Genomic DNA, 14159 nt, shown 5'->3' with positions numbered 1-14159 from the left:
TATTGTAAACTCCCAAATGGGAGTTTTTTTAATATAAAGAAATAATACATCATATTGTGATACTATATAATTATACTATTAACAATAAAGGGGATACATATGGAGATAATAGAGAATTTAAGAGAACAGGGAATAAGTGAGTCACTTATTGAAGATGTATTATATTTTAGAAAATATTATAAATTAGAAAGTAATTTAGAAGAACGTGTTAGCAAATCAAAAAAATATTTTTATGGCAAAGATATTCTGTCTATGAGCATATCAGCAATTCTAGAAGAACAAAACATTTTATTATCTGGCCCTAAAGCTACAGGAAAAAATTTATTAGCAGATAATTTATCAGAAATATTTAATAGACCTCAGTGGAATACATCTTTTCATATTAATACAGACAGTACGACTCTAATAGGTACAGATACTTTTATAGACAATCAAGTTAAACTAAGAAGAGGGTCTGTATATGAATGTGCTATAAATGGCGGGTTTGGGGTATTTGATGAAATTAATATGGCTAAAAATGATGCTATAGCAGTACTTCATTCAGCTCTAGATCATAGAAGAGTTATAGATGTACCAGGATATGAGAGAATTAATTTAGATCAAGCAACTAGATTTATTGGTACAATGAATTATGAATATGCAGGAACTAAGGAATTAAATGAAGCATTAGTTTCTAGATTTATGGTCATAGATATAGCAGCAGTTGAAGAAGATAAACTAATGTTTATTTTAAGAAATGAATTTGAGGATGCAGATGAAGAGAAGTTAAATCAATTTGCAGGTATATTCTTAGATTTACAGTTAAAATCTCAAAATGGGGAAATATCTACTAAATCAATAGATTTAAGAGGATTAATAGGTTCTCTAAAGACTATAAAGAGAGGGCTAAGTCCATCTCTAGCAATTAGTATGGGAATAACAAGCAAGAGCTTTGATATATACGAAAAAGAAATGGTACAAGATATAATTAAAACTAGAATTCCTGATAAATGGAAAAGTGAAGATATATTTCCAAGTATGAATTTAAATAAAGCTTTATTATAAGTAAAAATTTAAATTAGGTAGGAGATATTATGAAATGGATATATAGTAGTTATGAATTTGAAAATAGAATAAATAATTTATCTTGGACTATATCAGGAAAATATGATGAAGATGTAAGTATTTCAAATCAGGATTATTATTCTAGAGAAGTTGCTATGTATTTTGCTATAATGGCTGGTGCCAGACATAAATACATAGAATGGAATTTAGTAAGAAAATATTTAATTAATAGAGTCAAAGGTGGATATGATTCGTCTACTATTTTGAGCCTAGTTCAAATTGTATTAAATAAAGTTGTAGAATCAAAGGTTATTATAGATAGGCCAGGTGTAGAAGATATAAGGAGCAAAGCTTATAAGGATATTATCTCTGGATTTAGTAAGATATACGATGAAGATATATTACAAAAGATTAAATATGCAAATGTATTAGAAGGAATGGGTAAGCATCCAGTGGTAGATGGACTTACCAGAAGAATAATGAATAGTATTAAAGAAATAGATGTGAATAAAGATATAATAGATATTTTACAAGATATAGATAAAGTATACTTAATGTATTTCGAACAGATATTGCAAGGTGAAGATATTAATAATAAAGAATATAACTATAAAACTAAAGATAACATAGATTTTGATACATTTTCAGATTTTATGTATGACGAGCTATATAATGATGAAGAAAATTTTATAGAAAATGAAATAAAAGAAATAGCATCTTCAATGCTAGTTGAAAGTATAGGAGAAACTTCTATAAAAGAATCTTCAAATTCAGCTAATAGAGTTATATATGTAGATGAGGAAATGGTTAATAAAATATATGAAAAAATAGAGCATTATTATGGAAGATCCTATATAAATAAATCAGAGATAAAAAAATAGAAAGTAAAAACTGTAGAGGTGTCCATGAAGGATGTAGAGTTCACTTTACTGATGGAGTTTTAAGGAGTGAATGTAGTAATATTGCTCAAATAAAATATGCTACGAGACAAAAAGAAAATAATATAAGCAAGTTTAGAGATAAGGTTAAAACACACAGAAGAAATATTACAAAACTAAAGGATAATCTATCAAGAATATTAATAGAAGAAAATGAAAGTAGCAGAGTTTATTCAGATTGTGGAACAGTATATGCTTCTAGGGCATGGAGAGCAACTAGAAGTAATAATAATAAAATATTTTACAAGGATGTAGTCAATGAGAAAGGAAAGTATGTAATAGATATATTGTTAGATGCTAGTGGATCTCAAAGTAGAAATCAAGCTAATGTAGCGACCCAAGGATATATAATAGCAAGAGCATTAACTATGGTTGGTATACCAAATAGAGTAATGGGATTTTCCAGCTTTATGGATTATACAATATTAAAAAGATTTAAAGATTATAAAGACTCAATAGATAGTAGTGAAAATATATTTGAGTATTTCTGTGCAGGTAATAATAGAGATGGATTAGCTATAAAATCTACATGTGATGGATTATTGGAAAGAGATGAAGAAAATAAAATACTTATAGTTCTAAGTGATGGAAAGCCTAACGACGTTAAAATCGGTAAGGATAGAGAAAGAACCATAAGAGGAGAAATGTCTTATAAAGGTAATGTAGGAGTATTAGATACTGCAAAAGAAGTAAGGATTGCTAGGCAAAATGGAATTTTAGTATTAGGAGTATTTACAGGCAAAGAAAGTGAACTTACATCAGAAAGATTGATATATGGGAAAGACTTTATATATACAAAAGATATAGGACGATTTTCTGATATAGTATCAATGTATTTAAAGAAAATTATTAGAGATTAACAAAGATAGCATATAAAGATTATATCTAACATAAATTTAATTAAAGCATAATTTTTAAAGTATAAAAAATTTGTAAAAAATTTGAAAAATAAGAAGGAATATAAAAATATATATAGAATATATTATATAAATGATTAGCTAATTATTTAACAAAGAGTACATATGTACAATTTAGAATATGTAATTATAAAAAATAATAAAATATTATAGGTTCTTAAAGAAAGATTAATAGGGAAAGAGGTTAAAGTCCTCTGCAGCCCCCGCTACTGTAAAGCTGACGAAACTTAAACTTAAGCCACTGTGATTATCATGGGAAGGCTAAGGAGTAGGATGATGCTAAGCCAGGAGACCTGCCTAATAATATTTAAGCAATTTCTTCGGGGAGGGAGAAAATTTCTTGAAAGTACTTAATATTAGTATTGTTAAAGAAAGCCTAACTCAACCGTTAGGCTTTTTTCTATTGGAAATATAATTCCCTCTAAGGTGAAATGAGTTTTGATGAATATGATCAAATGACATAATATTTGATATAGCAAATCATTAAACAAATAGGCATAAATAGCCAAAGAAAGAAGGGGAAGTTATGAAAAAATTAAAGTTAGTATTAGTATCAGCATTTCTTTTAATCATACTAAATCCGATTAATTCTAATGCAATGCACATAATGGAAGGATTCTTACCAATGCAGTGGTCTATTATATGGAGCGTCATATTTATACCATTTTTACTAATAGGATTAAAATCTATAAATAAAGTAGTTAAAGAGGAGCCTAAGAAAAAAGTACTTTTAGCTTTATGTGGAGCATTTGTATTTGTACTTTCAGCTTTAAAGATACCATCGTTAACAGGAAGCTGTTCACATCCAACAGGAGTTGGTTTGGGAGCAATATTATTTGGTCCTAGTGTAATGGTTGTATTAGGTACAATAGTACTATTATTCCAAGCATTACTGTTAGCTCATGGTGGCCTTACAACTCTAGGAGCAAATGCATTTTCTATGGCAATAGTAGGTCCTATAGTATCATTTTTATTATATAGATTTTTAAAGAAGAGAAATGTAAAGACAGGAACTAATGTATTTATAAGTGTTGCACTTGGAGATTTAGCTACATATACAGTAACTGCAATACAATTAGCGATAGCATTCCCTGATCCTACAGGTGGGATAATGGGATCAGCTGCTAAGTTTTTAGGAGTTTTCTTTATGACTCAAATACCAATAGCGATAGCTGAAGGTATTCTTAGTACTATAATGTATAACCTAATAGCTGCAAAAGAAGGGAAAGGAGTTGATTATGATGAATGCGAATACGAAATCAACGAATAAAGCTAATTGGATATTACTTTTACTAGCGGTAGTACTTATTATAACTCCTCTAATATTAAACTCAGGAGCTGAGTATGGTGGAGCAGATGGGGAAGCAGAAGATTTAATAGGCCAAATAAATCCGGAGTATAAACCATGGTTTAGTAGTATATATGAGCCACCAAGTGGAGAAATAGAAAGTTTATTATTTTCAACTCAAGCAGCATTAGGGGCAGGAGTAATAGGTTACTACTTAGGAAGTAGAAGGAGAAAATAAATATGCTTTTAATTGATAAATATGCATATACAAATAAATTAAGTAATATAAATCCAAAAATAAAGGTTAGTATAGGGACAATTTTCTTAATTGTCTCTATGCTAACACATAATATGTTAATACTATCAAGTATAATGATATTAATGAGTTTATCTATAGTTTGCATTGCTAAAATAGATTTAAAAAGCTATTTAAGGTTACTTAAAATACCAATTTACTTTTTGTTTATGGGAATAATAATTAATTTAATAAATATATCATTTAATCATGAAAATTTACTATATAGCTTTAAATTTTTTAATGTATATATAGGTGTTTCAAGTCAGTCTCTAAATACATCATTATATTTGTTATTTAGATCAATGTCTTGTTTAATGTGTGTGTACTTTTTTGTTCTTACAACACCTTTTAATCAAGTGCTATTTTTATTAAAAAATCTTCATATATCAGATACAATAATAGAGTTATCAATGCTTACATATAGATTTATATTTATATTTTTAGAAGAAGTTTCAGATATTAGAAAATCTCAGGAATTAAGATTTGGATATATAAATTTAAAGACATCATATAAATCAATTGGACTTCTTGGAAATTTATTATACAAAAGAATGATGAAAAGATACGAAGACATGTCTATATCTCTAGATATGAAGCTGTATGATGGAAAATTTCAGATAGTAGGGGATGAAAATGTTTACGATTAATAATTTAACATACGATTACGAAAAAAATTCACAAGCACTATCAAATATTAATATGGATTTTTCAAAAGCAAACATAATTGGAATAATAGGATCTAATGGGTCCGGTAAATCAACTTTATTTATGAACTTAATGGGTATTTTAAAACCTACAGGTGGAGAAATTTTATTTGATGGAAAAAAATTAAAGCATGATAAAAAGAGCTTATATAATCTTAGAAAAGATGTAGGAATAGTATTTCAAGACCCAGAAAAGCAAATATTTTACTCAAGAGTGTATGATGATTTAGCTTTTGCTTTAAGAAATATTGGTACAGATGAAACAATTATAAAAGAGAAAATAAGGAGAGCTTTAATAGCCGTTAATGGAATAGATTTTATAAATAAACCAGTACATTTTTTAAGCTATGGTCAAAAAAAGAGAGTAGCAATAGCATCAGTAATATCTATGGAAAATAAAATGGTTTTACTAGATGAGCCAACGGCAGGATTAGACCCAATAAGTACAAAGCATATAGTAGAAATAATTAAAAATTTAAAAGATAGAGATGTGAAGGTAGTTATATCAAGTCACGATATGAATTTAATTTATGAAATATGTGACTATGTATATATTTTAGATAAAGGAAAAATTACTCAAGAAGGAATTACTGAAGATGTATTTACTAATGAAGATAATATAATTAAAGCAGGCTTAGAATTACCTTGGTTAGTAAAAATACACAAAAATATGGGAATTCCACTATTTAAAAATGAAGAATTACTATATGAGTATTGGAAAAAATCAGCACTCAATAATTAATTAGCCCTAAACCTATTTTAATATAAATTAAATAATGATTGCCTATGTTTTTCAAGGAACCTTAGTATAAAAATACTAAGGTTTATTTTTTTGTATTTACAACTGTAAATACAGGTGTTAAAATCATGGAGACGGCTTAAATATTTTAAGGGGGATTAAATATGGGGAAATTAAGAAAGTATTTAACAGTTATTACTATGGCAATTATATTATCAGTAAGTATTGTTGGATGCAGTTCTACAAAAGAAGAGGAGAAATCAAAAACTGATAAGAAAGATAATTTTTCAGTTGGGATAGTACTAGGTGAAGGTGGAGCTAATGATCAAAGCTTTAATCAATCTTCATTAGAAGGTTTAGAAAAAGCTAAGAAGGAATTGGGGATAAAAGGAACTTATTTAGAATCTACTCAAGATGCAGACTATGCTCCTAATATAGAAACATTTATAGATAATGATTCAGATTTAATAATAGGAGTAGGATATACAACTGCAGAAGCTATGTTAAATGCTGCCAATCTTTATCCAGAAAAAAAATTCGTGATAATAGATCATAATTATGAAGAAGATGGACAAGAAATACCAAAGAATATGATATGTGCGACTTTTGATGAAAGAGAGGCATCATATTTAGTAGGGATAATAGCAGCTAAAATGAGTGAGACTAAAAAAGTTGGATTTATAGGTGGTATGAAAATACCAAATATAACTAGATTTGAAGAAGGATTTATAGCTGGTGTTAAAGCAGGTAACCCTGATGTTGATGTATTATCTCAATATGCAAATTCATTTGACGATGCAAGTTTAGGAAAATCAATAGCAACTCAAATGTACTCAAAAGGAGTAGATGTAATATTTTCTGCCGCTGGTGGAGTTGGTACAGGAGCAATAGAAGCAGCTAGAGAAAAAAATAAATTTGCAATAGGAGTTGATATGGATCAAAATAATTTAGCTCCAGATCATGTAATAACATCTGCAATGAAGAGAGTAGATATAGGGGTTTTGGATATTATATCAAATATAACTAAAGGCGAATTTGATGGAGGAAAGGCAATAGTTTATGGGCTTAAAGATGAAGCTGTTGGTATAGCTCCAAGTAGTGATAAAAATGTAGATAAAGATATACTTGATTATGTTACAGAACAAACAAAGTTAATTATAGATGGGAAAGTTAAAGTTAATTAATAAAAATAAATTTTTAAAGAGATAGTATAGACTATCTCTTTTTTTAATTGCTAATAAGTTATATACTATAATATAGTGCAATAAAAGTTATAATAGTTTTATTGTATATGTTAGTTTTTCATTATATTGGAAAACATTAAGAATAGTGAGATTCTTAAATTTGAAGAAATACTTATTTTAGATTAAAATATATATATAAGATTGTTAACAGGAGGATAGATATGAATTTAGATACATTAAATCCCGCCCAGAGAGAAGCTGTAGAAAAGACAGAAGGTCCGGTACTTATACTAGCTGGAGCAGGATCAGGTAAAACAAGAGTTTTAACAACTAGAATAGCACATCTTATAGAAGATAAAGGTGTACAAGCTCCAAATATATTAGCAATAACATTTACTAATAAAGCAGCTACTGAAATGAGAGAGAGAGTTGAAGAAACTTTAGGTTCAGATACAAAGGAAATGTGGATAAGTACTTTCCACTCTTGCTGCGTTAGAATACTTAGAAAAGATATAAATAGAATCGGATATAATAGAAGTTTCGTAATATATGATAGTTCAGACCAAGTTACATTAGTAAAGGACTGTTTAAAAGAATTAAACTTAAGTGATAAGGTATTTGAACCTAAGGTTGTTATAAGTACTATTTCAGGCGCAAAAGATAAGCTATATAGCCCAAAACAATTTAAGGCTATGCATATGTCTGATAATAGAATGAGTAAGATAGCAGATATATATGCTTTATATCAAGATCGTTTAAAGAGAAATAGTGCCCTAGACTTTGATGATTTAATATACAAAACAGTAGAGCTTTTCAAAGAAGACTCAGAGGTATTAGATTACTATAGAAGTAGATTTAAGTATATAATGGTTGATGAGTATCAAGATACAAGTAAGGCTCAGTATGAATTAATAAAATTATTAGCAAGACAACATCAAAATATATGTGTTGTTGGAGATGACGACCAAAGTATTTATGGATGGAGAGGTGCTGATATAAGAAATATACTTGAGTTTGAAAGAGATTATGATGATGTTCATGTAGTAAAATTAGAGCAAAACTATAGATCTACTCAGATTATATTAGATGCAGCAAATACTGTTATATCTAATAATATAGAAAGAAAAAGAAAAAAACTATGGAGTGAGAAAAAAGAAGGAGAGCTAATTAAAATACAATTAGCAGATAATGAAATAGAAGAATCGGATTTTGTTGCTGATATGATAGCTAAAATATCTAGAGAAGAAAATAGAAGCTATAAGGACTTTGCAGTATTATATAGAGCAAATGCACAGGCACGTTCTGTAGAAGATGCCTTAAACAGAAGCCAAATACCATACAACATATATGGAGGAACTAAATTCTATGAAAGAAAAGAGATAAAGGATTTAGTTGCATACTTAAGAGTTATACAAAACCCTCAGGATGATATATCATTAAAAAGAATAATAAATGTTCCAAGAAGGGGTATAGGTCTTAGAACTATAGAAAAAATAGAAGATAGAGCAAGTTTAAAGCAAGAGAGTATATACTCTGTTTTAATAGATATAGAAACTAATTCAGATATATCAACAAAAGCAAGAAATAGTATAAGTGGTTTTGTGGATACTGTAGGTACACTTAGAACTATAAAAGAAGTATACCCTGTTAGTAAATTAATAGAAAAAGTGTTAGAAACAACAGGATATATAGAGGAACTTTCTAAAGATAAAAGTGATGAATCACAAGATAGAATAGATAACCTAAAAGAGTTTATATCTATTGCAATAGAATTTGAGCAAAATAGTGAAGAACAAGACCTAGAAACATTTTTAACTAATGTTGCACTTACATCAGAGACTAGTAATGATGAAGAAAATGATAAAGTATCACTTATGACTATTCATACATCAAAAGGACTAGAGTTCCCTGTAGTATTTCTAATAGGTGTAGAAGAAGGTTTATTCCCTATAGCAAGAGCTGTAAGGTCAATGAATGATTCTGATATAGAAGAAGAAAGAAGACTTTGTTATGTTGGTATAACAAGAGCAAAAGAAGTTTTATATATGACTTTAACGAAAAGAAGAACTTTATATGGAAAAACAAATCCATCTATAGCATCTAGATTTATGGAAGAATTACCAGAAGAATGTATAGAAAAGCTTAATAAGGTTGAAAAAGAATTAACTTATTCTAAAGCAAACTACAATGTATTAGATAAGTATAAGCAAAAATATATGAGTAATGTTAATAAATCAAAAGTAGCAGACAATGTAAAAGCAACAGTAAAAGATACTACAAAGGAAACAAATCCAGATGATATAAAACTAGGAAGTAAAGTACACCACCCTAAGTTTGGAGTAGGTACTGTAGTTTCTATGGTTGGTTCAGATGTTACAATAGCATTTGTTCAACAAGGAATTAAGAAGATAAATAAAGAATATACAACATTAGATATATTATAGTAAATAGGATTTATAGCTAGAAATTATTATTAATTTTTAGCTATAAATCTTTTATATCAAAATAAGGAGGCAATAAAATGAATGAAAAGAATTTTGCAAAAGACCTTATAGAATTTATTTACAGCAGTCCAACATCATTTCATGCAGTTAAAACATCTAAAGAACTTTTAAATGTAAATGGATTTGAGGAATTAAAATTAAATGAAAAATGGAATTTAGAAGTAGGTAAAAAGTATTATGTAACTAAAAATTTATCTGCAATAATAGCTTTTACTCTAAATTCAAAAAACATAGAAAAAGAAGGATTTAGAATAATAAGTTCTCACTCAGATTCACCAACATTTAGAATAAAGCCAAACGCAGAAATGTCAGTGGAAAAGACATATCTAAAATTAAACACAGAATGTTATGGAGGACCTATATTAAATACCTGGCTAGATAGACCATTAGGAGTAGCGGGTAGGGTTGTACTAAAAGGAGAGCATATACTAAAGCCTAAAGAAGAGATAGTAAATATAAATAAACCAATTTGCATAATACCTAATATAGCTATACATATGAACAGAAGCGTTAACGAAGGATATGCTTTAAATAAACAAAAAGATATGCTACCTTTAGTTGGATTATTAAATGATAGCTTAGAAAAGGATAATTTTTTATTAAATCAGTTAGCATTAAATTTAGGGGTAAGTTCAGAAGAGATTATAGACTTTGATTTATTCTTATATGAATTTGAAAAAGGAAACCTAATAGGAGCGAATGAAGAATTTATATCAAGTGGTAGATTAGACAATTTATCAATGGCTCACGCTAGTTTAAATTCCCTTATAGATACAAAAGGAGAAAATGGAATAAATGTTGTAGCTGTATTTGACAATGAAGAAGTAGGTAGTTCTACTAAACAAGGTGCAGATTCAAATATGTTACTTAATATATTAGAAAGAATTTGTATGTCATTAGGAAAAGATAGAGAAGAATTCTTTACATCTATTTATTCATCATTTATGATATCATCAGATTTAGCTCATGCAGTTCACCCAAATTTATCAGAAAAACATGACCCAACTAATAGACCAATTATGGGTGAAGGTCCAGTTATAAAAATAAATGCTAACCAAGCATACACAAGTGATGCATATTCTATATCAATTTATAAAAATATATGCAATGAAGCTCAAGTTAAGTGCCAAGAATTTGTTAACAGATCTGATGAGAGAGGTGGAAGTACAATAGGACCTATATCATCTACTCATATAGATATACCATCTGTTGATATTGGTAGTCCAATACTAGCTATGCACTCAATAAGAGAACTAGGTAGCGTTAAAGATCATTATAATATATACAAGACATTTAGTAAATTTTATGAAGTTTAGATAAGGAGATGACATTATGAGAATAGGATTATGTCTAGTTGGTGGAGGTGCAAAGGGCTCATATGAAGCTGGAGTAATAAGAGCTTTACATGATAAAGGTATAAAATTTGATGCAGTATCAGGGACATCAATAGGTGCAATAAATGGGTACTTTATATACACAGGTAATGTTGAAAAGTTAACTCAAATGTGGATAAATATTCGAAATATTCAACAAGAAGAAGTTAAAATAGTAAATAATGCTGTGGATAACGATATCATAATTGAAGAATTAACAAAACTTACTAACAATACTAACAGAGATATGGATTTCTTTGTGAATTTTGTGGAAATAAAAAATAAAAATATAAAAGAAAAGATTGTTAATGTAGGAGAACTAGAAAAAGAAGAAGCATTAAGTTGTATTAAATATAGTTCTTTATTACCATTTAATCCACAAGGAAAACTAGATATGAAAAATCAGTTTATCTATGATTTACAACAAGGACTATATGATGGATACAATCTTGACGGCGGATTAATGAATAATGAATTAATAAATCCTTTAATAGAGAAAAATGTGGATAAAATAATTTTTGTAACTATGAAACATGATTATATTTTATCTGACGAAATAAAAAAGTTATATAATGAAGAAAATATTATTATAATAAGACCGAATACTATATTTGGTAAAAATGATACTCTTAGATTTGAACCAGAGTTTTGCAAGGAATTATATTATGAAGGGTATGATATAGGAAAGAACTTAGAATTAAATATATAAACAATAAAAAAATTAATACAATTAATATATATTATAACTATGAACAATTCTATGTAAATAAATAGAATTGTATCAAAAACATTGAATAAACTTCTAAATGTTAGTATAATATAAAAGTTCTTTAAAATGAGAAAATAATATATGGAGTTGATATAAACATGGCAACTAAGAGAATCGCAGTTTTAGGTGGCCCAAGATGTGGAAAAACTACATTAATACAACATTTATACGTTGAAATGAAAATAGCAGGTTTAAATGCTGGGTATGCCTTAGAATATTCAACAGAATATTTAAAAGATAAAGGTATGATAGAAACAATATCTGAACAATATGGTATTTATTTAGGTCAAAAGAAATTAGAAGATGAATTATCAGTGTTTGACTATGCTCTTACTGATTATGCTACTTTTGTACCATACATATATGGAAGATTTATGTTAGGTAATAAAAAAGAAGTAAAAAGAAATACAAATACTTAAAGATTTATACTGTTTAGCGATAGAAGATATACAAAACTACGACATGATAGTATACGTTCCAAGAGAATTTGGATACGTACAAGATGGAGTAAGATGGCAAGATGAAGAAATAGCCCTTAAAATAGATGAATCAATACTTAGCTTCTTAAAATCTGAAAATGTAGATTATATTGAAGTAAAAGGATCTACTAAAGAAAGAGCTAGCCAAATACTAGACTTATTAGAAGTTGATTATAAAGAAACACCACAATTAAATGCAGATAAGAAATAAGCTACTATTAATTTAGTAGCTTTTCTAATTATTATTGACACTGTAAAAATTTTATAATAGAATATTGATGATAATAATTATCATTATATAATGAAAAGGAGAATTAATATGCGGTTAGTTTATTCATTAATATTTATAGTTGCTTTAGCACTAATTTTTACATCAAGCATAAAAAAATATTCTAAAAACTTTTACACAATAGCTTTAATAATAGGATCAGGAACAATAATATATGAAATTTATAGATTAGTAACAGATATAAAGTTACAAGGATTTATAGGTGAATTTGAAAAAGCGTCTATGAAAGGAAACTTTTCAATAGCATTTTTTCTAATAGTAATGTTTGCAGGAGCATTGAACCCTAAGTGGAAAATAACAAAAAAACTATTAAGTATAAGAGCAGAATCTGCGATACTAGGTTCTATATTTATACTTCCTCATGCAATAATGTATTTAGTTCGTTTTATAGTGAAGCTATTAAATCATAAGCCTATAACAACACTTTATGTAATATATTTAATAGTAGGGTTAATAGCATTTATAATAATGATTCCACTATTTGTGACATCACTTAAAAAATTCAGAGCAAAAATGAAATTTGCTGATTGGAAAAAGATTCAGAGATGGGCATATCCATTCTATTTACTAGTTTACGTACATATAGTACTTGCAATTTTTAACGATAAAGAGATTGATATATTAAAATTAAGTATATATACAGTATTATTTGGTGGATATTTTATATTAAAATTAATAAAAAACTCTAAAAGTACAAGAGCTATAAAAAATATATAGAATATAATAAATAATATAAAAACATGAAGAAGCACCTAAATGTTGAAAAAAACATATAGGTGCTTAATTTATTAATCTAATAAAGTATATAGTTATAATAGATAAATAAATGGCTGTAAATATGAAAAGGCAACAAAATATACAGATAACATTTAAAAATTTTGTGAGATTTTTATTAAACTTGGTATATAATAATATATGAAAGATACATAATCAATAATTGAAACAGAGAGGTAGATTAATATGGAAAATAAAAATCCTATAGTAACTATAGAAATGGAAAATGGAAAGAAAATAGTAGCAGAATTATACCCAAATATAGCTCCTAATACTGTAAAGAACTTCGTAACTTTAATAAACGAAGGATTTTACAATGGAGTAGGATTCCACAGAGTTATAGAAGGGTTCATGATACAAGGTGGATGCCCTAATGGAAACGGAATGGGTGGACCAGGACATGCTATAAAAGGAGAATTCAAAGGAAATGGATACACTAATAATTTAAAGCATGAAGCTGGAGTTTTATCTATGGCTAGAACTATGGCTCCAAACTCAGCAGGATCTCAATTCTTTATAATGCATAAAAACTCTCCACACTTAGATGGACAATATGCAGGATTTGGTAGAGTTATAGAAGGTATGGATGTAGTTAATGAAATAGCTACGACTAAGACAGATAGAGCTGATAGACCGGCAGTTCCACAAGTTATGAAAAATGTAACTGTTGAGACTTTTGGTGTAGATTACTCAGACGTTGAAAAAATGTAAACAATTTCCTTTATAATATATTAAATCATCCCTTTACAAGAACTTAAATTTGATTTAATATAGAAGTTGCCTAAAAACAACAATACAATTAATAAAAGCGTTAGACCACAATTATTTAATTAACACTAAAGAACTTAGTTAAGAAATT

The 14159-nt window shown here is 27.8% G+C and carries 15 protein-coding genes and 1 riboswitch; all 15 genes read left to right on the top strand.

All coding sequences use genetic code 11. The annotated features are described in order from the left end of the window. The first annotated feature begins 99 nt into the window (after positions 1 to 99). A complete protein-coding gene (locus BN899_RS15290; protein ID WP_042277221.1) occupies positions 100 to 1044 on the top strand; it encodes an AAA family ATPase in 945 nt (314 codons plus the stop codon). A 29-nt stretch (positions 1045 to 1073) separates the two neighbouring features. Then, positions 1074 to 1925, top strand: coding sequence for a hypothetical protein (locus tag BN899_RS19935; RefSeq protein ID WP_242824216.1), 852 nt, complete (start codon positions 1074 to 1076; stop codon positions 1923 to 1925). A 344-nt stretch (positions 1926 to 2269) separates the two neighbouring features. After that, on the top strand, positions 2270 to 2842 hold the full coding sequence (locus BN899_RS20860) for a vWA domain-containing protein (protein WP_242824215.1): 573 nt from the start codon (positions 2270 to 2272) through the stop codon (positions 2840 to 2842). A 191-nt stretch (positions 2843 to 3033) separates the two neighbouring features. After that, positions 3034 to 3215: riboswitch (cobalamin riboswitch) on the top strand. 210 nt (positions 3216 to 3425) lie between these two features. After that, complete coding sequence (locus tag BN899_RS15280) at positions 3426 to 4169, top strand: energy-coupling factor ABC transporter permease (RefSeq protein ID WP_042277217.1); 744 nt, start codon at positions 3426 to 3428, stop codon at positions 4167 to 4169. Then, on the top strand, positions 4141 to 4425 hold the full coding sequence (locus BN899_RS15275) for an energy-coupling factor ABC transporter substrate-binding protein (RefSeq protein WP_042277214.1): 285 nt from the start codon (positions 4141 to 4143) through the stop codon (positions 4423 to 4425). The genes BN899_RS15280 and BN899_RS15275 overlap by 29 nt, the downstream gene beginning before the upstream one ends. Positions 4426 to 4427: 2 nt before the next feature. Beyond that, positions 4428 to 5132, top strand: a complete 705-nt coding sequence (gene cbiQ / locus BN899_RS15270) for a cobalt ECF transporter T component CbiQ (RefSeq protein WP_042277211.1) — start codon at positions 4428 to 4430, stop codon at positions 5130 to 5132. After that, a complete protein-coding gene (locus BN899_RS15265; RefSeq protein WP_042277209.1) occupies positions 5119 to 5931 on the top strand; it encodes an energy-coupling factor ABC transporter ATP-binding protein in 813 nt (270 codons plus the stop codon). Before cbiQ ends, BN899_RS15265 begins: the two co-directional genes overlap by 14 nt. A gap of 161 nt (positions 5932 to 6092) precedes the next feature. Then, the gene (locus BN899_RS15260) at positions 6093 to 7112 is read left to right on the top strand and encodes a BMP family lipoprotein (protein ID WP_042277206.1); all 1020 of its coding nucleotides are present in this window, start codon (positions 6093 to 6095) and stop codon (positions 7110 to 7112) included. 221 nt (positions 7113 to 7333) lie between these two features. Continuing rightward, positions 7334 to 9556 carry a DUF3553 domain-containing protein gene (locus BN899_RS15255; protein ID WP_042277204.1) on the top strand — a complete coding sequence of 741 codons (2223 nt, stop codon included), beginning with the start codon at positions 7334 to 7336 and terminating at the stop codon, positions 9554 to 9556. Positions 9557 to 9633: 77 nt separating this feature from the next. Next, positions 9634 to 10932: a M18 family aminopeptidase gene (locus tag BN899_RS15250; RefSeq protein WP_042277202.1), complete on the top strand. Its 1299-nt coding sequence runs from the start codon at positions 9634 to 9636 to the stop codon at positions 10930 to 10932. A gap of 16 nt (positions 10933 to 10948) precedes the next feature. After that, positions 10949 to 11698 (top strand): patatin-like phospholipase family protein, encoded by a 750-nt coding sequence (locus tag BN899_RS15245; RefSeq protein WP_042277199.1) that lies wholly within the window; start codon positions 10949 to 10951, stop codon positions 11696 to 11698. Positions 11699 to 11856: 158 nt separating this feature from the next. Further along, positions 11857 to 12177: a hypothetical protein gene (locus BN899_RS20650; protein WP_330362574.1), complete on the top strand. Its 321-nt coding sequence runs from the start codon at positions 11857 to 11859 to the stop codon at positions 12175 to 12177. After that, positions 12164 to 12448 carry an AAA family ATPase gene (locus BN899_RS20645; RefSeq protein ID WP_330362575.1) on the top strand — a complete coding sequence of 95 codons (285 nt, stop codon included), beginning with the start codon at positions 12164 to 12166 and terminating at the stop codon, positions 12446 to 12448. Before BN899_RS20650 ends, BN899_RS20645 begins: the two co-directional genes overlap by 14 nt. 108 nt (positions 12449 to 12556) lie before the next feature. Next, positions 12557 to 13243 carry a ferric reductase-like transmembrane domain-containing protein gene (locus tag BN899_RS15235; RefSeq protein WP_042277197.1) on the top strand — a complete coding sequence of 229 codons (687 nt, stop codon included), beginning with the start codon at positions 12557 to 12559 and terminating at the stop codon, positions 13241 to 13243. Positions 13244 to 13486: 243 nt separating this feature from the next. Next, positions 13487 to 14011, top strand: coding sequence for a peptidylprolyl isomerase (locus tag BN899_RS15230; RefSeq protein ID WP_042277194.1), 525 nt, complete (start codon positions 13487 to 13489; stop codon positions 14009 to 14011). The last annotated feature ends 148 nt before the right edge of the window (positions 14012 to 14159 follow it).

The organism is Faecalimicrobium dakarense, assembly GCF_000499525.1.
GTDB classification, from domain to species: Bacteria; Bacillota; Clostridia; order Peptostreptococcales; family Peptostreptococcaceae; genus Faecalimicrobium; species Faecalimicrobium dakarense.
This window is presented reverse-complemented; position numbering and strand designations above follow the sequence as displayed.